18 protein-coding genes and 1 pseudogene are annotated in these 20,209 nt (G+C 68.4%); 10 read left to right on the forward strand and 9 right to left on the reverse strand.

Features of this window, described 5'->3' with window-relative positions:
- Positions 1–20 precede the first annotated feature (20 nt).
- On the forward strand, positions 21–4,715 hold the full coding sequence (locus tag QM806_RS21845) for an NAD-glutamate dehydrogenase (protein WP_283292802.1): 4,695 nt from the start codon (positions 21–23) through the stop codon (positions 4,713–4,715).
- Between the two features lie 104 nt (positions 4,716–4,819).
- Positions 4,820–5,584: a histidine utilization transcriptional repressor HutC gene (gene hutC, locus QM806_RS21850; RefSeq protein ID WP_005258713.1), complete on the forward strand. Its 765-nt coding sequence runs from the start codon at positions 4,820–4,822 to the stop codon at positions 5,582–5,584.
- Between the two features lie 25 nt (positions 5,585–5,609).
- Here hutC and QM806_RS21855 read toward each other — a convergent pair whose 3' ends face one another.
- On the reverse strand, positions 5,610–6,203 hold the full coding sequence (locus tag QM806_RS21855; RefSeq protein ID WP_043790879.1) for a PadR family transcriptional regulator: 594 nt from the start codon (positions 6,201–6,203) through the stop codon (positions 5,610–5,612).
- Positions 6,204–6,340: 137 nt separating this feature from the next.
- Here QM806_RS21855 and QM806_RS21860 point away from each other — a divergent pair, with 137 nt between their 5' ends.
- The gene (locus tag QM806_RS21860; protein ID WP_120659735.1) at positions 6,341–7,567 is read left to right on the forward strand and encodes a glycosyltransferase family 87 protein; all 1,227 of its coding nucleotides are present in this window, start codon (positions 6,341–6,343) and stop codon (positions 7,565–7,567) included.
- A gap of 115 nt (positions 7,568–7,682) precedes the next feature.
- The gene (locus tag QM806_RS21865) at positions 7,683–7,964 is read left to right on the forward strand and encodes a DUF2277 domain-containing protein (RefSeq protein ID WP_005258716.1); all 282 of its coding nucleotides are present in this window, start codon (positions 7,683–7,685) and stop codon (positions 7,962–7,964) included.
- A gap of 109 nt (positions 7,965–8,073) precedes the next feature.
- Here the strand turns inward: QM806_RS21865 and ipdC are convergent, their stop codons facing one another.
- From ipdC to echA20, 4 genes are read right to left on the reverse strand one after another with little or no spacing between them, the layout of a single operon-like run.
- Positions 8,074–9,135 carry a (3aS,4S,5R,7aS)-5-hydroxy-7a-methyl-1-oxo-octahydro-1H-indene-4-carboxyl-CoA dehydrogenase gene (ipdC, locus tag QM806_RS21870; protein WP_169692880.1) on the reverse strand — a complete coding sequence of 354 codons (1,062 nt, stop codon included), beginning with the start codon at positions 9,133–9,135 and terminating at the stop codon, positions 8,074–8,076.
- Entirely contained in the window at positions 9,132–9,893 is a 762-nt protein-coding gene (gene ipdB / locus QM806_RS21875) for a cholesterol ring-cleaving hydrolase subunit IpdB (protein ID WP_054245847.1), read from the reverse strand. Before ipdB ends, ipdC begins: the two co-directional genes overlap by 4 nt.
- Positions 9,890–10,780, reverse strand: a complete 891-nt coding sequence (gene ipdA, locus QM806_RS21880; protein WP_005563742.1) for a cholesterol ring-cleaving hydrolase subunit IpdA — start codon at positions 10,778–10,780, stop codon at positions 9,890–9,892. Before ipdA ends, ipdB begins: the two co-directional genes overlap by 4 nt.
- Positions 10,781–10,785: 5 nt before the next feature.
- Positions 10,786–11,562, reverse strand: coding sequence for a (7aS)-7a-methyl-1,5-dioxo-2,3,5,6,7,7a-hexahydro-1H-indene-carboxyl-CoA hydrolase (echA20, locus tag QM806_RS21885; RefSeq protein ID WP_005563743.1), 777 nt, complete (start codon positions 11,560–11,562; stop codon positions 10,786–10,788).
- A 79-nt stretch (positions 11,563–11,641) separates the two neighbouring features.
- On the opposite strand from echA20, the gene QM806_RS21890 reads away from it, so the two are divergent.
- From QM806_RS21890 to QM806_RS21915, 6 genes are all read left to right on the forward strand, one after another.
- On the forward strand, positions 11,642–12,412 hold the full coding sequence (locus tag QM806_RS21890; RefSeq protein WP_005563746.1) for an SDR family oxidoreductase: 771 nt from the start codon (positions 11,642–11,644) through the stop codon (positions 12,410–12,412).
- On the forward strand, positions 12,409–13,323 hold the full coding sequence (locus tag QM806_RS21895; RefSeq protein ID WP_005563748.1) for an SDR family oxidoreductase: 915 nt from the start codon (positions 12,409–12,411) through the stop codon (positions 13,321–13,323). Before QM806_RS21890 ends, QM806_RS21895 begins: the two co-directional genes overlap by 4 nt.
- Positions 13,324–13,524: 201 nt before the next feature.
- On the forward strand, positions 13,525–14,388 hold the full coding sequence (locus tag QM806_RS21900) for an LLM class F420-dependent oxidoreductase (protein WP_007300905.1): 864 nt from the start codon (positions 13,525–13,527) through the stop codon (positions 14,386–14,388).
- An 89-nt stretch (positions 14,389–14,477) separates the two neighbouring features.
- Positions 14,478–15,725 carry a glycosyltransferase family 4 protein gene (locus QM806_RS21905; RefSeq protein ID WP_005262944.1) on the forward strand — a complete coding sequence of 416 codons (1,248 nt, stop codon included), beginning with the start codon at positions 14,478–14,480 and terminating at the stop codon, positions 15,723–15,725.
- Positions 15,719–16,459, forward strand: coding sequence for a class I SAM-dependent methyltransferase (locus QM806_RS21910; RefSeq protein ID WP_169692883.1), 741 nt, complete (start codon positions 15,719–15,721; stop codon positions 16,457–16,459). The genes QM806_RS21905 and QM806_RS21910 overlap by 7 nt, the downstream gene beginning before the upstream one ends.
- Positions 16,456–17,544 (forward strand): prenyltransferase/squalene oxidase repeat-containing protein, encoded by a 1,089-nt coding sequence (locus QM806_RS21915; protein ID WP_005563753.1) that lies wholly within the window; start codon positions 16,456–16,458, stop codon positions 17,542–17,544. Before QM806_RS21910 ends, QM806_RS21915 begins: the two co-directional genes overlap by 4 nt.
- On the opposite strand, the gene QM806_RS21920 is transcribed toward QM806_RS21915, so the two are convergent.
- The 4 genes and pseudogenes from QM806_RS21920 to QM806_RS21935 form a co-directional block, all read right to left on the reverse strand.
- Positions 17,520–18,182 (reverse strand): class I SAM-dependent methyltransferase, encoded by a 663-nt coding sequence (locus QM806_RS21920; protein ID WP_133986074.1) that lies wholly within the window; start codon positions 18,180–18,182, stop codon positions 17,520–17,522. The two genes, QM806_RS21915 and QM806_RS21920, sit on opposite strands and share 25 nt — an antisense overlap.
- Positions 18,179–18,571, reverse strand: coding sequence for a carboxymuconolactone decarboxylase family protein (locus QM806_RS21925; protein WP_005244588.1), 393 nt, complete (start codon positions 18,569–18,571; stop codon positions 18,179–18,181). The genes QM806_RS21920 and QM806_RS21925 overlap by 4 nt, the downstream gene beginning before the upstream one ends.
- Positions 18,568–19,443: an NAD(P)-dependent oxidoreductase gene (locus QM806_RS21930; RefSeq protein WP_005563754.1), complete on the reverse strand. Its 876-nt coding sequence runs from the start codon at positions 19,441–19,443 to the stop codon at positions 18,568–18,570. The genes QM806_RS21925 and QM806_RS21930 overlap by 4 nt, the downstream gene beginning before the upstream one ends.
- A pseudogene (locus tag QM806_RS21935) lies at positions 19,440–20,193 on the reverse strand (SDR family oxidoreductase). Before QM806_RS21935 ends, QM806_RS21930 begins: the two are co-directional and overlap by 4 nt.
- Positions 20,194–20,209 lie beyond the last annotated feature (16 nt).

The following is a 20,209-nucleotide window of genomic DNA, read 5'->3' on the forward strand; positions in this document are numbered from 1 at the left end:
TTCCGACGGAAGGTACTGACATGAGAGTAATTTCGACGTCCTCACATTCGCTCGAGCGCGATGAACAGCAGTTTTCCGCTCCGGAAGCGCCCCAGCGTTTCCGCGACCTCTACCTCCGCACCGCCGGTCATCCCACCGCCGACGGCGCAGATCCGCAGGCGCGTGATCGCATCGCGAACACGCATCTCGAGACCGGGCGACACCGGAACCCCGGGACCGCGGTGGTGCGCGGAATCGACGCCGCAGACCCCAGCGGGATCGGGCCCGCGGTGCAGATCGTCACCGACGACATGGCACTGCTCGTCGAATCGGTACTGCTGACCGCGGCCAGGGTCGGCGCCCCGATCGAGGAGGCGCTGCATCCTGTCCTCGTCGCCCGCCGCGCGGAGTCGGGCACCCTCACCGACCTCTCGCCTGTGAGCGACTCGGGGACGACGGAGTCGTGGATTCACGTGGGACTGCGCTCCGACACCGCGGACTCCGTCGTCGCGGCACTGGTCGAGGCGTTGCACACCGTCCTCGCCGACGTGCGCCGGGTGGACCGGGATCTGGCGCGCATGCGCGAACTGCAGATCCAGGTCTCCGAACACCTCGACTCGCAGACCGGGCAGGACTCGCTGTCCGAAGAAGTCCGCGAGGCCGCCGACTTCCTGCGGTGGTGCGAGGCGGGCAACTTCACCGTCCTCGGGTACGCGCGGTACTGCGCCGACGGCGCACCCGAGGAGAGTCTCGGCGTGCTCCACGACCGCGAGGGTGATCGGGCGCCGGCCACGGAACCCGGTCCCGTCCTGGCGATCGGGCAGGCGGCGCTTCCGGTGTCCGTGCACCGGTCGTCGTACCCGTCGGTGGTCGGGGTTCGGGCCGGAGGAGTGGAGCACCGCTTCGTCGGCGCGTTCACCCCGGCGGGCAGGCACGAGAACGTCCTGGACATCCCGGGTGCGGGACGCCGGGTGCGGGCCCTGCTCGACCGTGCCGGTTTCGACATCGACTCGTTCTCCGGGCAGGCCGTGCTGCAGGTCGTGCAGGCGCTGCCGCTGACCGAGTTGTTCGCGGCGAGCCCGGATTCGCTGCATTCGGCCCTCACCGAGGTCGCCGGCATCACCGCGCGCGAGCACATTCACCTCTTCCTGCGCACGGACGTCCCGGGCGACAGCATGTCGGCGCTGGTGTTCATTCCCCGTGATCGGTACAACACGCGGACGCGTCTGGCGACCCAGCGCGTCCTGCTGGACGAACTGGACGGCACCGCAGTCGAATACACCACGAACGTGTCCGAGTACCCGCTGGCGATGGTGCACTTCACGATGCGGGTCCCGGCGGACACCGAGGTGACGGACACCCGGCGACTGGAGATCCAGCGTCGGATCTCCCGGGCCTGCCGGACCTGGGACGACCGGTTTCACGACGAACTCGCCACCGCCGAGCGCGAACTCCTCGCGCACTATTCGGAGCACTTCCCGGAGGTGTACAAGCACGACTTCGACGCCCGGCGCGCCCACGCCGATCTGGTGGTGTTCGAGAGGCTGACGGACGGCGCGATCGACACGCAGCTCGACGCGAACGGGCCGGACTGGCGCTTCACCTTCTTCGTCGGCGGTGCATCCGCCTCGCTCAGCGATGTTCTCCCGATCCTGCAGAGCATGGGCGTCGCGGTCCTCGACGAGCGGCCCTACACGGTCGCGAACAGTCGCGGAACGGTGTGCTGGATGTACGAGTTCAGGATCCGCTACGCGTCGCCGGGGCCGGTGGACGACGCGCTGCCGCGCCGCTTCACGGAGACCTTCGCCGCGGCCTGGGCATCTCGCGCCGAGACGGACAGCTTCAACGAACTCGTACTCCGCGCGGGCCTGGACTGGCGTGAGGTGGAGGTGCTGCGGGCATACGCGCGGTACCTCCGGCAGGGTGGATTCCCCTACAGCCAGAACCACATCGCGACGGTCCTCGGTGATCATCCGGAGATCTCCCAGGCGCTGATCCGGCTGTTCGCCGCGAGGTTCGATCCGGACGGCACTGATCCGGACGGCACTGAGGAGTGCGGCAAACTGATCGCCTCGCTGGAAGCGGCGATCGGCGACGTGCTCGGCCTGGACGCCGACCGCATCCTGCGCGCCTACCTGAACGTGGTCCTGGCGACGCTGCGCACCAACCGCTACGCCCGCCCGGGCCGGGAACGTCAGGTCCTGTCGTTCAAATTCGATCCGCAGCGGATCCCGGAACTGCCGCAGCCGCGGCCCCGCTTCGAGATCTACGTCTACTCGCCGTGGGTCGAGGGCGTGCACATGCGGTTCGGCGCCGTGGCGCGCGGAGGCCTGCGGTGGTCCGACCGCAAGGAGGACTTCCGCACCGAGGTGCTCGGCCTGGTGAAGGCGCAGGCGGTCAAGAACTCGGTGATCGTGCCGGTCGGCGCGAAGGGCGGGTTCGTCGTCGCGCGCCCGCCCGCTCCCACCGGCGACCCGCTCCGCGATCGCGACGCCCAACGCGCCGAAGGCGTTCGCTGCTACCGCAGTTTCATCAGCGGACTGCTGGACGTCACCGACAACGTGGACCTCGCGACCGGTGCCGTGATCCCGGCGCCGCGGGTGGTGCGGCACGACGGCGACGACACGTACCTCGTCGTCGCCGCGGACAAGGGCACCGCGACGTTCTCCGACATCGCCAACGACGTTGCCGCACAGTACGGGTTCTGGCTGGGTGACGCATTCGCGTCGGGTGGATCCGTCGGCTACGACCACAAGGCGCTCGGCATCACCGCCCGGGGCGCGTGGGAGAGCGTGAAGCGGCACTTCCGCGAAATGGGTGTCGACACCCAGTCGCAGGAATTCACGGCCGTCGGGATCGGCGACATGAGCGGCGACGTGTTCGGCAACGGAATGCTCGCGAGCCCGCACATCCGGCTCGTCGCCGCATTCGATCACCGGCACGTGTTCCTCGACCCGAACCCCGACGCAGCCACATCGTTCGCGGAACGGGAACGGCTCTTCGCGCTGCCGCGGTCGTCGTGGGCGGACTATGCGCCCGGCCTGATCAGCGCAGGCGGCGGTGTGTGGGAACGGTCGAGGAAGAGTGTTCCGATCAGCGAGGAGGCGCGGCGCGCACTCGGACTGAGCCCCGGGACCACCGAACTGTCCCCACCGGACCTCGTCCGCGCGATCCTGCAGGCACCGGTGGATCTGCTGTGGAACGGCGGCATCGGAACATACGTGAAGGCGGCCACCGAAACCCATCTCGACGTGGGGGACAAGGGGAACGACGGCGTCCGCGTCGACGGTGCCGACGTCCGGGCCCGGGTGGTCGGTGAGGGCGGCAACCTCGGCTTCACCCAGCTGGGACGCATCGAATTCTCCCGCACCGGAGGGCGAATCAACACGGACGCTCTCGACAACTCGGCGGGCGTGGACTGCTCCGACCACGAGGTCAACATCAAGGTTCTGCTCGACGCCCTGGTCAGCGGCGGCCGTCTCGCAGCCGACGACCGTACGGGTCTGCTCGCCGAGATGTCCGGGGAGGTGTCGCGTCTCGTGCTCTCCGACAACGTCGCCCAGAACGACGTGCTGGGCACGTGCCGGGCCGACGCAACCGCATCCCTCACGGTGCACGGACGGCTCATCGGCCATCTGGAAGGCCGCTACGGTCTGGACCGCGCCATCGAGGTGCTGCCGTCCAGGAAGGAGATCGCCGCCCGGGAGCGCGCGGAGACGGGACTCACCTCGCCCGAACTCGCGACCCTGATGGCACACGTGAAGCTGGCGCTGAAGTCGGACCTGCTGGCCGGCGACCTGCCCGACAGCCCGGCTTTCGCGGACGCCCTCGCCGGGTATTTCCCGCGCAGGCTCCGGGAGTCCTTCGGCGACGCCATCGGCGACCATCCGCTGCGCCGGGAGATCGTCGCGACGGTCCTCACCAACGACGTCGTCGACAACGGCGGCATCACCTACGCGTTCCGGCTGGGCGAGGAGGCCGGAGCGAGCAGCGCCGACGCCGTGCGGGCGTTCGCGGTGGTGTCGGCCGTGTTCGACCTGCCGTCGCTCCGGCGCGACATCCGGGACGCCGACCTCGACGCCGCGCTCTCGGACGACCTCACGCTGTTCACCCGGCGGCTGCTCGACCGGGCGTCGCGATGGATGCTGACTCGCAGGCCCCAGCCGCTCGCGGTCGGGGCGGAGATCGCCCGATTCCGTGACCGCGTCGCGGACCTGACACCGCGCGTCGCGGGCTGGCTCTGCGGTGAGGACGCGGAGAACCTCCGGAGTCGCACGGCCGCGCTGGTGGCCCGTGGTGTCCCCGCGGACCTGGCCGGGCGGGTGCAACTGCTCCTGGACCGGTTCGCGTTGCTGGACATCGTCGAGATCGCCGACATCACCCAACGCGATCCCCGCGAAGTGGCCGAGGTGTACTACCGGCTCGGGGAGTGCCTCGGGTTGGTGCACCTCCTGGTGGGGGTCTCGCAGCTGGGACGGGGAACCCGGTGGAACGCGCTGGCCCGGTTGTCGTTGCGCGACGAGTTGTACGACACGGTCCGGGCACTGTGCCTCGACGTGATCTCGGGCAGTGAAGTGGTGGACACGGCGGAGCAGAAGATCGGGGAGTGGGAGGACCGCAACGCGGCCCGGCTGGCGCGCGCCCGGCACACGCTCGACGCGGTCACGGAGTCGGGGGAGCACGACCTGGCGGCCCTCTCCGTCGCGACCAGGCAACTCCGCAGCATGGTGAGGTGACACCGGGCGCACCCGCGATGAGGGCTTACCCGTGCAGTCGGCCGATAGACTGCAACGGCCGACTGCACGGGAAGTTCATCGGTGTTGCAGAGGGATGGGTGTCAGTGGTGGTGGAGATCGCAGTAGTCGACGCGGAGCTTGCTGCGTTGTACAACGGACCGGGGACGGAGTCGGCCCCGGCGTACGAGCGCGTCAAGCAGTTGATCGTGTCGCAGATCAACGCCGGCCGCTGGCAGGAGGGCGATCAGTTGCCCTCGGAGAATCAGCTCGTCGGCGCTCTCGGCCTCTCCCGCATGACCATCAACCGCGCGCTGCGCGAACTCAGCGCCGAGGGTCTCGTGGTGCGCCTGATGGGTGTGGGGACGTTCGTGGCGGCCACGAAGACGGCGTCGTCTCTGTTCGAGGTCAAGAACATCGCGGACGAGATCCAGCAACGCGGACACCGCCATCGAACCGAAGTGGTGTACGTGCGTGAGGAAGACGCCGACCCGGCGAACGCCTTCATCCGGGATTCGATCCGCGGCAAGGTGTTCCACTCCCTGATGATCCACTACGAGGACGACACACCGATCCAGCTCGAAGACCGGTTCGTCAATCCCGCCGAGGCGCCCGGGTATCTCGATCAGGACTTCACCCAGCAGACGCCCAATCACTATCTGAGCGTGGAGGCTCCCCTGACGAGGGGCGAGCACGTGGTCGAAGCGATCCTCGCGTCACCCGAGGAATGCCGGCTCCTCCACATCGAGCGCGCCGAACCGTGCCTGATGATCCGGCGCCGCACGTGGTCCTCGCGAGGCCTCGTCAGTGCCGCGCGTCTCGTCCACCCCGGGTCCCGGAATCGGCTCGAAGGGACGTTCGGGACCGGCTGACCGGGGTAGATACCGAACCGGAGGCTCACGCCCGCACGTCCTTCGTCTGCGGTGCGGGCCAGGTGAGGCGGCCCGAGTGGATGTCGGAGATCGTCGACGCGATCCAGGCGAGTTCGCCCCGCGCCGCGTGGAGTGCGTAGTCCGCTTCGACGACGAACAGCGCAGGCACTCCGTCGTCGAGCGCTCGGGTGTGCCGTGCCTGGTCGGATTCGATTCTCGCGGTAAGTCGTTCGGCGCGTTCGGTGAGCGCGTCCACGGCGCCCTCGCGTCCCAGCGCGCCGAGGTAGCTGATCGCCGCGAAGAACGGGGAGAACTCTCGTGCGGCACTGCGGATCTGGAGGTCGAGTCGGCTCACGAGTTCCGCGTGCCCGGCCTCGGTGAGGGCGTAGACGGTGCGGGCGGGCCGACCTTCCCGTTGCGCACGTTCGTGTTCCTCGATCCAGCCCGCCGAGGCGAGGGCCGCGACCACATTGTTCAGCGAGCCGCGATTGAGCGGCCACTGGCCCTCCTCGCTGCGCTCGCGCAGCGTGACTTCCACCTGGTACGGGTGCATCGGCGATTCGAGGAGCAGGCCGAGCACCGGCAGGACGAGGGGATTGTCGAGAGTGCGCGCAGGCATGATCGAAATATATCAGTCTAAATAAACTATGACGAAGTGCGCGGTTCGGACGCCGCGACCTCGCCTTTGTCACGATTGGGTCACGGCCCGCTACGGTGGATCGTTGACCACGACGCCGATCATGAAAGAACAAATTCTTGTTACAGAGTGAATCGCAGTTCAGGGCTTATCGTCTCCACGCCGTCGCGCTCCTCGTGGGCGTCCTCTCCTTGGGGGCGGTGGCCTACCGAGAGTTCGATGCGGCGACGGGCTACCTGATGGACCTCTCCGTGTTCCGCGACGCCGGCTACGCCTTCGTCAGCGGCCTGCCGCTCTACTCCGCGGACTTCCCGAGCAGTTCCGGGTTCAGGTTCATCTACGCACCCTTCGCGGCGATCCTCTTCGCGCCGATGGCGGAGATCGACCCCGCGGTCCTGCAGGCGCTGTGGTGCGCCCTCAACCTCGGACTCGTGTGGTGGATGGTCAAGGTGGCGCTGTCGAAGCTCGACGTCGCACGCCCCGAACTTCTCGCTCTGCTGTCGATGGGCCCGGTACTTCTCCTCGAGCCGATGCGCTCGAACTTCGACTTCGGTCAGATCAACATCATTCTGATGGCGCTCGTGGTCGCCGACTGCACCGGTGTGATCCCGAAGCGGTTCCGCGGAGTCGCGATCGGTCTCGCCGCGGCCGTCAAGATCACCCCGGCGGCCTTTCTGCTGGTCCTGCTCGTCCGCCGCGACTTCCGCTCGATCGGACGATCCCTCGCCACGATCCTGGTCACCGTCGGCCTCGGCTTCTGGCTGCTGCCGCAGTCGTCGGTGTGGTTCTGGACCACCGAATTCTTCGCCACCGGCCGTGCGGGGGCACCCGACTTCTTCCGCAACCAGGCCGTCACCGGCGTCATCGCCCGGCTCGGGGCGGAGGGCCGCCTGGCCAGCATTCTCTGGGTGCTCAGCGCAGCCGTCATCGTGTCCGCCGCGGCGTGGTCGGCGTACCGCTTCACCCGGTCCGGTGAGCACCTGATCGCGCTGTCGGTCGTGGCCCTGGCATCCCTGCTCGCCGCGCCGTTCGCCGTCACGCACCACTGGGCATACAGCATCCTGTTGATTCCGATTCTGATCGCACCGCAGTACCGCAGCTGGCGTCCGCTGATCGGCGCCGCGACCCTGATCTTTCTGATCGGCCCGAACTTCGTCCTGCAGTCCTCGTCGTCCGGCTGGGTGGAGGCGGCCGTGCGTGAGGTGATCGGAAGCTCGCAGTGCCTCATCGCGCTGGTCCTGCTCGGCGCGGCAGTCGTGGCCGCGCGGTCCCGCACCCCGCTCCCGGACGTCGAGACGGACGCCGTGCCCGCGGACGAAGACGCGCTGGAGCCCGCCCGCAGCTGAGGCCGCGCTACCCCGACGGGCGAATGTACCTTCCGGCGCCTCAGATGCGCCGAAAGGTACATTCGCCCAGCGCCGAGGATCCGCGACGAGGGCGGTGCGGCGCTATCGTCGAGTCATGTGCCGAAACATCACCGAGCTGCGCGGACTCGAACCGGCTGCCACCGCGGAGGAGATCGAGGCGGCGGCGCGTCAGTACGTGCGGAAGGTCAGCGGAATCCAGAAGCTGTCGGACGCCAACCGTGAGCCCTTCGAGGAGGCGGTAGCCGTCGTCACCGAGGCCACCACGAAGCTGCTCGCGGCACTGCCGCCGCGGAAGCAGCCGCCGCAGACGGTGCCCCCGCTGCGACGGCCGGAGGTCCGGGCGCGCATCGCGGCGAAGGCCGCGTCATCCAGCTGAGCGCGGCGAAGGCCGCGTCATCCAGCTGAGCGCGGCGAAGGCCGCCGCCACCCCCTAGCCGGACGAACGGGACGCTCGTTGCGTCAGATCGGACGAGCGTCCCGTTGGTTCAGGCGCGCAGGGCGCTGAGTGCGTCGATGCGTTTGATCGCGTCGGCGATTATGCCGTCGATGAGGTCCTTGCATGTGGGCAGGTCGTCGAGCAGTCCCACGACCTGTCCGGAGGCGAGGACGCCGGCGTGGGTGTTGCCTTCGACGAGCCCGGCCTTGAGCAGCATCGGGGTGTTGGCGGCCATGATGATCTGCTGCCAGGTGCGGTCGCTGGACTTTTTCATGGCGAGGCCGTCCTTGACGAGCGTCGACCATTTCATGCCGGTCATGGCCTTGAACTTGGACGCGTTGCGGGCGGCCGCGACGAGGCCGCGGACGTTGCCGGAGTGTTCGAGGCTGTTGACGAGGTCGGTGTTGAGGACCCGGTGGGGCATGCCGTCGACCTTGCGGGAGACGGTGGTGTCCTGCAGTCCCCGGGCGAGGTATTGCTGTTTGACGGAGTCGGGGACCGTCGATTCCTGGGTGAGCAGGAAGCGGGTGCCCATCGCGATGCCGGCGGCGCCGTAGGCGAGGGCGGCGGCGAGTCCGCGTCCGTCGTAGAAGCCGCCCGCCGCGATGACGGGGATGTCGACGGCGTCGAGCACCGACGGCAGCAGCAGTGTGGTGGCCACGGGGCCGGTGTGCCCGCCGCCCTCGCCGCCCTGCACGATCACCGCGTCGGCGCCCCACGAGGCGACCTTCTTTGCGTGTTTGGCGGCGCCGATCGACGGGATGACCACCACGCCGGCGGCTTTCAGCTTCGCGATCAGTTCCTGCTTCGGTGCCAGCGCGAACGACGCGACGCGCACGTTCTCCCGGATGAGCAGGTCGATGCGTTGCGGGGCGTCGGAGGCGTCGGCGCGGATGTTGACCCCGAATGGTTTGTCGGTGAGGGTCTTCGTCTTCGCGATCGCCGATTCGAGTTCGGTGTAGGTCATCGTCGCCGATGCCAGGATGCCGAGACCGCCGGCGTTGGCGGTGGCGGCGACGAGCCGCGGTCCGGCCACCCAGCCCATCCCGGTCTGGACCACCGGGTGCTCGACGCCGACCAGCTCGGTCAGCGTGGTGCGGAGCGTGCTCATACCGACACCTCCCGGTCGCGCAGGCTGCGGGGGTCGAGGACCTCGCGGATCAGCCGCAGTTCCTCGTCGGTGGGTTCGCGGGTGACGCCGGCGTCGGTGAGCCCTGCCACCTCGAACGAGGTGTTCTCGGCGACCTGGTCGGCGGTGACGCCGGGGTGCAGCGACAGCGCGCGGAACGTGTGGTCGGGTCCGCCGAAGTCGAACACCCCGAGGTTGCTCACCACCCGGTGCAGGTGGTGGAAGCGGTATGCGGGGTTTTCCGGGTCGATCTGGTCGTAGCCGACGCCCGAGACGATGTCGACCTTGTCGCAGAACACCCGCGACGAGTGCTTGCCCACCCAGTAGCTGGTGGGGTGGTTGATCGTGTTGCCGGGAGCGCCGCGGACGCCGAACATCTGCCGCGTGGGCTGCTGCAGCGGACCGAACGCCGACAGGTTCTGGTTTCCGTGCCGGTCGATCTGGTTGGCGCCCATCACCACATGGCGGCGACCGGAGGCGACGACGTCGAAGACCTTTCGGAACGGCATCCAGCCCTCGATCGGGGCCTTCGCGCCGACGGCGGGGGTGTCGGCGAAGATCAGGGCCTCGCCGTCGGTGATCAGCAGGTCGGGTTCGGTGGTCAGTCGCGCGAGGCGGGCGCCGATCAGGGGCAGGGTCGCCATCGGGCTGGCCATGATCTCGCCTGCCCCGGAGAAGATGTCGGCGCACGCGATCGCGCAGTACTCCGCGCGGGTGACTTCGGTGATCGTCTCGCTCATGCCTGCTCCTCTGCAAATTTCTTCACGGCGCCCTGGTAGTCGTCCTCGCTGCCGGACAGGTAGGTGTCGACGAACTGCTGCCACGCCTCGGGGGTCTTCGCCGATTCCGCGTAGTGGCGCTGGAACTTCTCGTCGCGGCCGTAGCTGTCGCCGGCGAGGGTGAAGTGGGCCCCGTTCGGGGCCTCGACCACGCCGTCGACCATCATGCGGTTGAGGATGAGGTTCTGCAGTGGAACGGTTTTCACCAGTTCCTCGGTTTCCACCACCCGCTCGACGGAGACGAACCGCTTCTCCGCGGCCGCGCAGTACAGGTCGTCGAAGTAGGGGTCGACTCCGGTGTAGGCGGCGTTGCCGTGCTTGTCGCCGAGGTTCAGATGAACCAGTGCCGCATCGAGATTGAGGGCCGGCATCGCGATCAGCGTCTCCGGCTTGCCGGACGCGTCCGGGTAGGGGGAGGTGACGGTGCGCAGTTCGTCGCCCCAGAATCCCCGGACGTCGGAGCCGAGCCCGGCACGGATCGGCAGGAACGGCAGCCGGGCGGCGGCGGCCTCGAGGCCGCACTTGACCATGCCCTCGTCCATTTCGCGGACCTCGATCTCACCCGCGGTGCGCGCCTTCGCGAACCACGGGTCGTAGAACGGGGCCGAATCGAGGGACACGAAACCGTAGTACGCCTTCGTGACCTTGCCCGCCGAGCACAGCAACCCCAGGTCGGGGCCGCCGTAGGTGACGACGGTGAGGTCGGTGACATCCGAGCGCAGCAGCGCCCGGACCAGCGCCATCGGCTTGCGGCGCGAACCCCAGCCGCCGATGCCGATGGTCATTCCGCTGCGCAGTTCCCCGACCGCGTCGTCGAGCGACATCCTCTTGTCGCGCTTGCTCGCCATGGATGTCAGCCTTTCCTGTTGTTCGAGTGGGAGCGGGGCTTGCCGGTTTCGATGAACTCGTCGCGGTGCTCGTCCGAGACGCCGGCCAGGTTGAGTTCGAAGGTGTAGCCCTGCTCGAGGCGGTAACTGGTCTTCACGTCGACGGGGTCGATGCCGTTGATGGCTTCCTTGGCGCAGCGGATGACCCGGGTGTCCTTGGCTGCGATCTTGGCGGCGATGTCGCGGGCGGTGTCGTCGAGTTTCTCGCGCGGCACCACCTCGTACACCGATCCGAAGTGCTGGAGTTGCTGGGCGGTGACGTTCTGCGCCGTGTAGTACAGCGTGCGCATCATGTGCTGGGGGACGAGCCGGGCGAGATGGGTGGCGGCGCCGAGTGCGCCGCGGTCGACCTCGGGCAGTCCGAAGACGGCGTCGTCGGACGCGACGATCACGTCGGCGTTCCCGACCAGGCCGACGCCGCCGCCGACGCAGAATCCGTTGACCGCGACCACCACGGGCACGGCGCAGTCGTAGACGGCGGCGAACGCGGCCGCGCAGCCCCGGTTGGCGTCGACCAGCGCGCCGTAGCCGTCGGTGGCCTGCATTTCCTTGATGTCGACGCCGGCGTTGAACCCGCGTCCCTCCGCTCTCAGGATCACCACGTGGGTGTCCGGATTCCGCCCCGCGTCGAGTACGGCGTCGGCCAACTCGAACCAGCCCCGGGACGGGATGGCGTTCACGGGCGGGTAGTCGACGGTGACCGTGGTGATGCCCCCGGTCTCAATTTCAGTCCGGATCCCCATTTTCTTTTCTCCTCCACGCCGCGACTTCACTCACCAAGCAATTGCTTGGTAGGGTAGCACGATGGAAACAGGTTCTAACATGACCGGAAGTGTCGTGCTGGTGACCGGCGGTGTTCGCGGGGTGGGCGCGGGCATCAGCCGCACCTTCCTGCGGGCAGGCGCGACGGTGGTGGCCTGCGCCCGCCGGCCCGGAGAGGCGCCGGTGGAGGTGGACGGCCGGGCCGTCGAATTCCTGCCGTGCGACATCCGCGATCCGGAGCAGGTGCAGGGCCTCGTCGACCGGATCGTCGAGCGGCACGGCCGGCTCGATGTCCTGGTCAACAATGCCGGCGGCGCCCCGTTCGCGCTCGCCGCGGATGCGAGTCCGAAGTTCCACTCCAAGATCGTCGAGCTGAATCTGCTCGCCCCGCTGCTGGTGTCGCAGGTCGCGAATGCGGTGATGCAGAGACAGGATTCGGGTGGCGCGATCGTGAACATCTCCAGCGTCAGCGGCTCGCGACCGTCGCCCGGGACCGCGGCGTACGGTGCGGCGAAGGCCGGGGTCGACAGTCTCACCGGCAGTCTCGCGGTCGAGTGGGCGCCCAAGGTGCGGGTCAACTCGGTGGTCGTCGGCCTGGTCCGTACCGAACTCGCGCATCTGCACTACGGCGACGAGGCGGGGATCGCGGCGGTCGGGGACACGGTCCCGCTGGGCCGGATGGCCTGCCCGGAGGACATCGGCAACTGTGCGGTGTTCCTGGCTTCACCGCTGGCGGCGTACGTCAGCGGTTCGACGCTGACCGTCCACGGCGGCGGAGAACGTCCCGCCTTCCTGGCGGCAGCTACAGCATCTACAGAGGAGAAGGCATGAGTGGAGTGGTCGACGGTCGCGTCGTCATCGTGACGGGCGCCGGACGCGGAATCGGACGCGCCCACGCGCTGGCGTTCGCCGCCGAGGGCGCGAAGGTCGTGGTCAACGACATCGGAGCCGGCATCGACGGTTCCGCCACCGGGGAGAGTCCCGCCGAACAGGTGGTCGCGGAGATCGTCGCCGCGGGCGGCGAGGCCGTCGTGAACGGCGACGACGTCGCGGACTGGGCAGGCGCCGAGAATCTGATCAACACCGCCATCGACGCGTACGGACGCCTGGACGTGCTGGTGAACAATGCCGGGTTCCTGCGCGACCGCATGCTCGTCGGGATGAGCGAGCAGGAGTGGGACGCCGTCGTGCGCGTCCATTTGAAGGGGCATTTCGCGACGCTGCGCCACGCCGCCGCGTACTGGCGGGCCGAGGCGAAGGCGGGCAACCCGGTCGACGCCCGGATCGTCAACACCAGTTCCGGTGCCGGACTGCAGGGTTCGATCGGGCAGGGCAATTACGCCGCCGCGAAGGCGGGGATCGCGGAGATGACCATCCAGGCGGCCGCGGAATTGAACAACTACGGCGTCACCGTCAACGCGATCGCCCCGGCCGCACGCACCCGGATGACGGTCGGCGCGGGCGGCGCGATGGCGGAGGCGATGGCCGCGCCCGAGGAGGGGTTCGACGCGATGGCGCCGGAGAACATCTCCCCGCTCGTCGTGTGGCTGGGCAGCACGGAGTCGAAGGACGTCACCGGACGCGTGTTCGAGGTGGAGGGAGGCAAGATCACCGTCGCCGAGGGCTGGCGGCACGGTCCCACCCAGGACAAGGGTGCGCGCTGGGAACCGAAGGAGATCGGACCCGTCGTCGCCGACCTTCTCGCCAAGGCCGAAACCCCGCTCCCGGTGTACGGCGCCTGAGCAGGTGAGTGGCGAAGTGTGCTGGGGCACGCATTGCCACTCACCTGCACCGGACGAACGGGACGCCCGTTGCCTCAGATCGAACGAGCGTCCCGTTCGTCCGGCTGCTCGGGGAACTGGAGAGTTGTTTGGACACTTTGATAAACAGGTGTCCAGAAGTTAGTGTGCAAGAAGGAAAAGGCTCTCGGCCAAGGAGAATTCGTGAAATTCGGCATTACGTTGTTTACGAGTGACCGCGGGATCGGGCCGGCCTCGGCCGCGAGGGGTGCAGAGGCCAACGGATTCGACTCGTTCTACGTGCCCGAGCACACGCACATTCCGGTGAAACGCGATGCGGCGCATCCTCAGACGGGTGACGCGTCGCTGCCCGACGACCGCTACATGCGCACCCTCGACCCGTGGGTGGCGCTGGCCTCGGCGTCGGCGGTCACGGAGCGCATCGAACTCGGGACGTCGGTCGCGCTACCGGTCGAGCACGACCCGATCACGCTGGCCAAGACGATCGCCTCCCTCGACCACCTCAGCGGCGGACGGGTCACCCTCGGCGTGGGGTACGGCTGGAATCTCGACGAACTCACCGATCACAACGTTCCGCCGGCACGTCGCCGGACGATGCTGCGCGAGTACCTCGAGGCCATGCGTGCGCTGTGGACGCAGGACGAGGCGTCCTACGACGGCGAGTTCGTGAACTTCGGTCCGAGCTGGGCGTGGCCCAAGCCGGCCCGGGTGCCTCCGGTGATCGTCGGCGCCGCCGGTAACGACAAGAATTTCCGGTGGATCGTGAAATCGGCCGACGGGTGGATGACCACACCGATCGAGCAGGACATCGACGACCGCGTCGTAACGCTTCGACGGATGTGGCGTGAGGCCGGCCGGGACGGCGAACCGCGGATCGTCGTGCTCGACGGCAAGCCGGACGTGGACAAGTTGCGGCGGTGGAAGGGCCTCGGTGTCACCGAGGTCGTGTACGGACTGCCCGACCGGAGCGAGGAGGACGTCCTGGCGTACCTGGGGCGCCTGTCCGGAAAACTCGAGGGATTGCGCGAGTCGACCGCGGTGAGGTGAGTGAGTGCGGTTGGATGGGATGAGGGCACACTCGAGTAAGAACGTGTTCTAGTATTGCTAGCCAACTGCTCGAGGAGAGGCCGAAGTCCGTGCGCATCGCACTCTTGTCGTATCGAAGTAAGCCCCACTGTGGTGGGCAGGGTGTGTACGTTCGCCATCTCAGCCGTGAGCTGGTCGAACTCGGTCATCAGGTCGAGGTGTTCTCGGGGCAGCCGTACCCGGACGTCGACCCGCGGGTGACGTTGACGAAGGTCCCCAGCCTCGACCTGTATCGCGAGCCGGATCCGTTCAGAACGCCGCACCCACGCGAGTTCCGCGACGCCGTCGACGTGCTGGAGGTCGCGACGATGTGGACGGCCGGTTTCCCGGAGCCGCTCACGTTCAGCCTCCGCGCGGCGCGACTGCTGAAGGAGCGCGCCGACGAGTTCGACGTGGTGCACGACAACCAGTGCCTCGGCTACGGGCTGCTGCAGCTCCAGAAGGCCGGACTTCCGGTCGTCGCGACCATCCACCACCCGATCACCCGCGACCGCGAACTGGACCTGGCGTCGGCGAAATGGTGGCGCCAGGTGACGGTCCGGCGCTGGTACGGCTTCCTGCGCATGCAGAAGCGGGTGGCGCGTGCCATCCCCGCGCTGCTGACGGTGTCGCAGTCCTCCGCCGACGACATCAGCGCGGCCTTCGACGTTCCCGCCGACAACCTGCAGACCATCCCACTGGGCGTGGACACCGAGGTTTTCCGGCCCCCGGCCGCCGCCCGGGTTCCGGGCCGCGTCGTGTGCGTCGCCAGCGCCGACATGCCCCTCAAGGGGGTGTCGACACTCCTCGAGGCGGTCGCGAAGGTGCACACGGAGCGGGCCGTCGAACTGGTGCTGGTCACCAAACTCGCACCCGGGGGAGTGACGGAGAAGCTCATCGAGGAGCTGGCCATCGGCGACGTCGTCCGGACGGTGTCGGGTATCGACGACGCCGAACTGGCGTCGCTGCTGGCATCGGCCGACGTCGCGTGCGTCCCGTCGCTGTACGAGGGCTTCTCGCTGCCCGCCGTCGAGGCGATGGCGTGTGGCACCCCGCTGGTGGCGAGCCGCGCCGGCGCCATTCCCGAGGTGGTGGGAACGGACGAGGAGGCGTGTGTGCTGGTGACGCCCGGCGACCCACAGGAACTCGCGGACGTGCTGGGCGCGTTGCTCGACGATCCGCAGCGCCGGGCCCGGCTCGGCGACGGTGGCCGCCGACGTGTGCTCGAGCGCTACAGCTGGGCCGCCGTGGCGGCGAGAACCGCGCAGACGTATGCCGAAGCGATAGCGCAGACCCGTGAAGGAGGCCGACCGTGCTGACCGTGGACTTCGACCGGCTGGGTGTGAAGCCCGGCGACAAGGTGATCGACATCGGGGCGGGCGCCGGACGGCACTCGTTCGAGCTGTATCGACGCGGCGCCGACGTCATCGCCTTCGACCAGAACGCCGACGAACTCGCGGACGTCGAGAAGATGTTCGTGGCGATGGCCGAGGTCGGTGAGGTCCCGGCGGGTGCCTCCGCCCGCGTCGAGGTCGGCGACGCGCTGAACCTGCCGTACGAGGATGCGACGTTCGACGTCGTCCTCATCTCCGAGGTCCTCGAACACATGCCCCGCGACGGCCGCGCCATCGCCGAGCTGACCCGCATCCTCAAGCCGGGTGGTGTTGCGGCGGTGACGGTTCCGCGGTGGCTTCCGGAGAAGATCTGCTGGGCGCTGTCCGACGCGTACCACGAGGTGGAGGGTGGCCACGTCCGCATCTACCGCGCCGACGAGCTGGCGGAGAAGCTGACGGCCGCCGGCCTGCAGGTCCGGGGCCGGGATCACGCCCACGCCCTGCATTCGCCGTACTGGTGGCTCAAGTGCGCGGTCGGGGTGGAGAACAACGACAACCCCCTCGCGAAGGCCTACCACCAGGTTCTGGTGTGGGACATGATGAAAGCCCCCTGGCTCACGCGCACCGCCGAGAAGGTCCTCAACCCCGTGGTCGGCAAGAGCGTCGTGTTCTACCTCGAGAAGCCGAGGGAACCGAGCGTGGTGAAGGCGCCGCGGTGAGAGCCGCCGGCGTCCCGTCGGTACCGAACGTGTTGTCGGAGAGCCAGGTCAGGCAGACAGCACGGTCGATCGCGGCAGCGCAGGAGTCGTCGGGGGCGCTGCCGTGGTTTCCCGGTGGGCACACCGACCCGTGGGATCACGTCGAATCCGCCATGGCCCTCACTGCCGCCGGCCTGATCGACGAGGCGGTGGGCGCGTACGAGTGGTCGCGGCGGACGCAACGCCCGGACGGTTCGTGGCCGATGAAGTTCCGCGACGGGGCCGTGGAGAATCACGATTCCGACAGCAACTTCTGCGCCTACCTCGCGGTGGGGGTGTGGCACCACTACCTGATCACCGGTGACCGGGATTTCGTCGACACCCTGTGGCCGTCCGTGCAGGGTGGTCTCGATTTCGTCGTCGACATGCAGTCGTCGAGCGGAGAAATCTGGTGGGCCCGCGGCGAGAACGGTCAGGACTGCCCCGAGGCGCTGCTGACCGGGAACTCCAGCATCCATCACAGCCTGCACTGCGGGCTGCTCCTCGCCCGGCTGGTCGACGACCCGCAACCGGAATGGGAGTTCGCGAAATACACGCTGGGCCACGCGATCAGGCAGCACCCGGAGGCGTTCGCGATCAAGGACGAGTACTCCATGGACTGGTACTACCCGATCCTCGGGGGCGCCGTCCGCGGTGAGGTCGCGTCGGACCGCATCGCGTCGCGGTGGGACGACTTCGTGGTCGAGGGACTCGGTATCCGCTGCGTGGACCACCGGCCGTGGGTGACCGGCGCCGAGACGTGCGAACTGGTGCTGGCTCTCGACGCGATGGGGGAACACACTCGCGCGCTCGCACAGTTCGCCGCCATGCAGCACCTGCGGGATCCGGACGGCTCGTACTGGACGGGGCTCGTCTACAGCGACGGCAAGCGGTGGCCGGTCGAGCAGACCACGTGGACGGGCGGGGCGATGATCCTCGCCGCGGACGCGCTGTCCCGCACCACGCCCGGACACGGAATCTTCCGGGACGCGGCGCTGCCCGTGGGACTACCGATCGGCCTCGACCGCTGTGGCGACTATTGTCACGCCAGCGGTTCGCCCGTCTGACCGCCCACCCGCTCGAGAACACGCAGCGACCCGGTGACGGACGTCTCCTTGAATTGCCCTGTCCCCAAAGCCCGTTCGTAGATCTCGAACGGTGGTCGTCCGCCGTCCGCGGGGTCCGGGAACACGTCGTGGATCACCAGGGCGCCGCCGACGTTCACCCACGGCGCCCACCCCTCGAGATCCGCCGACGCCGCCTCCGACGTGTGTCCGCCGTCGATGAAGACGAAGTTCACGGGAGTGCGCCAGAACGTCGCCACCGTCGACGACCGGCCCAGCACACCCACGACGTACTCCTCGAGTCCGGAGTCGGCCATCGTGTGCCGGAACCGGCCGACCGTGTCGAGCAGGCCGGTGTGCGGGTCGACGAACGCCGGTTCGTGGTACTCCCAGCCGGGCTGATGCTCCTCGGAACCGTGATGGTGATCGATGGTGACGATGCGGGCGCCCCGCGCCTTCGCCGCCGCCCCGAGATAGATCGTCGAACGACCGCAGTACGTGCCGATCTCGACGCCCACCCCGCCGGGGGTCAGGTACTGCATCGCGGCGTCGTGCAGGGCCGTCCCCTCGTCTTCCGGCATGAAGCCGGGGGTGGAGTCGGCGAGTCGGAGAAGCTCTGGTGTCAGGTGTTCGGTGCTCATGTGGCCTCTGCGTCCGGGGCGGCCGCTCTGGCCGCTTTCTTCCGCTTGTGTAGCACCCCGCCGATCATCGAGTCGAGTTTCGTCCCCAACGGCCAGCCCACGTAGTGGCACAGGAACAGCGCGATCTCCCGGAGTTGGTCCTCGTCCAGTTCCTCGTTGTGCAGGGCCGCCCCCACCTGGATCTCGGCCACGTCGACGAGCCCCTGTGCGGTGAGCGCACCGAGGAGGAGAAGCCGGCGGTCGCGGATGCTCAGCCCGGGCCGCGACCAGATGTCGGCGAACAGGTGGTCGGCGGTGACGGCGAAATGCGCGCCGGGCCCGTCCTGCATCTCGAATCCGTAGACCTTCTCCATCATGGCCAGGCCACGGGTGCGGGTGTCGTCGGTCATGGTTGCTCCTTCTTGTCGACGGTGCTGTCGACGCCGAGTCCAGGACCCAGGCCCGTGAGCGCGAGTCGGGCGAGCGGCAGCGCGACGTCGAGTCGTTCGCCGAGCCCGATCGCCAGCGACAGGTCCTTCTCCCCGAGGTCCCGGACATGGGTCATGATCGGGTACCAGTTGTCGGTCTCGTCGAGAGCGTCGGTGGTGTCGCGGAGCATGATCGCTCCGGCGCCACCGGTGATCGCGTCGGTGTGCCGGACGACCTTTCCGAGTTCGGTGATGTCGAGACCGGCGGCCTCGGCGAGCCGCTGCGCCTCGGCGGCGGCCGTGAACGAGACGAAGTGAAGCAGGTTGCGGGCCAGCTTCATCCGCGTTCCCGCGCCCACGTCTCCGGCGTGTACGACGAGTTCGGCCCAGTGCCCGAACGGCTCCCGCACTTTCTCGAACGCGTCGTCGCTCGCCCCGACCATGACGGCGAGCTTCCCCTTGTGCGCACCGGGTGCGCCGCCGCTGACGGGCGCGTCGATCAGGTCGACGCCGTGCGCACGGCAGCGGTCGGCGAGTTCGACGGCGGTGACGTCGCTGATGGTGGAGTGCACCGCCACGACGGTGCCCGGCCGCGCGGTGTCGAGGAGCTGCGTGACGACCGCGCGGACCTGCTCGTCGTTCAGCACGGTCACCGAGATGACGTCCGCGTTCTCCGCCACCTCCCGCGGACTCGACGTCACCTTCGCGCCCGCCTTGCCGAACGGCTCCAGCGCCTCCGGCCGGGTGTCGCACACGATGAGCCCTCCCGGCCGGTCCAGCAGCCGCTTCGCCATGGGCGCACCCATGTTGCCGAGGCCGATGTAGCCGACGGATACCTGCTCGGTCGTGGTCATGACCGGAAGATCTGTCCGCCGTCGACGTTGAAGATCTGCCCGGTGATCCAGCTCGCCTCGTCGGAGAGCAGGAACAGGCAGGCGCCGACGAGGTCGTCGGGGGTGCCCATCCGCTTCAGCGGCAACGTCTCGACCATGTCTGCCACCATATTTCCCGGCGTGACGGTGCGGGTGGCTTCGGTGTCGATCGGTCCGGGCGCGATGGCGTTGACCCGGATGTTCATGCCGCCCACCTCGTGGGCGAGTTGCTGGGTGAGGCCGTTGATCCCGACCTTCGCGAGGCCGTAGAAGCCGGAGTACAGCCAGGCGGCCGTGGACGACTGGTTGACGATGGAGCCGCCACCGCCGCTGTTCATGTGCGGCCACACGGCCCCGGGTCACGTTGAGGGCGCCGTCGAAGTTCACGGCCATGAACTTCTTGTAGTAGTCCCACGGCACGGTGATGAGGAGATCGAGCTTCATACCGCCGTAGATCGCGGCGTTGTTCACGAGATGGTCGATGCCGCCGAACTTCTCGACCGTGAACTCGGCGAGTTGCTTCGCCGAATCCTCGTCGGCGACGTCGACGTCCTTGAACACCGCAGTCCCGCCGTCCGCGCTGATCTGCTTGGCCACGGTCTCACCGAGCTCCGCATTGAGATCGGCCACCACCACGTTCGCGCCCTCGCGGGCGAGGGCACGCGCGTAGCCCTCGCCGATGCCCTGTGCGGCGCCGGTGACGATGACGGTCTTCCCGTCGAAACGTCCCATATCGATTGACTCCTGT

It is taken from the genome of Rhodococcus sp. IEGM 1351 (assembly GCF_030056875.1).
GTDB lineage: Bacteria > Actinomycetota > Actinomycetes > Mycobacteriales > Mycobacteriaceae > Rhodococcus_F > Rhodococcus_F opacus.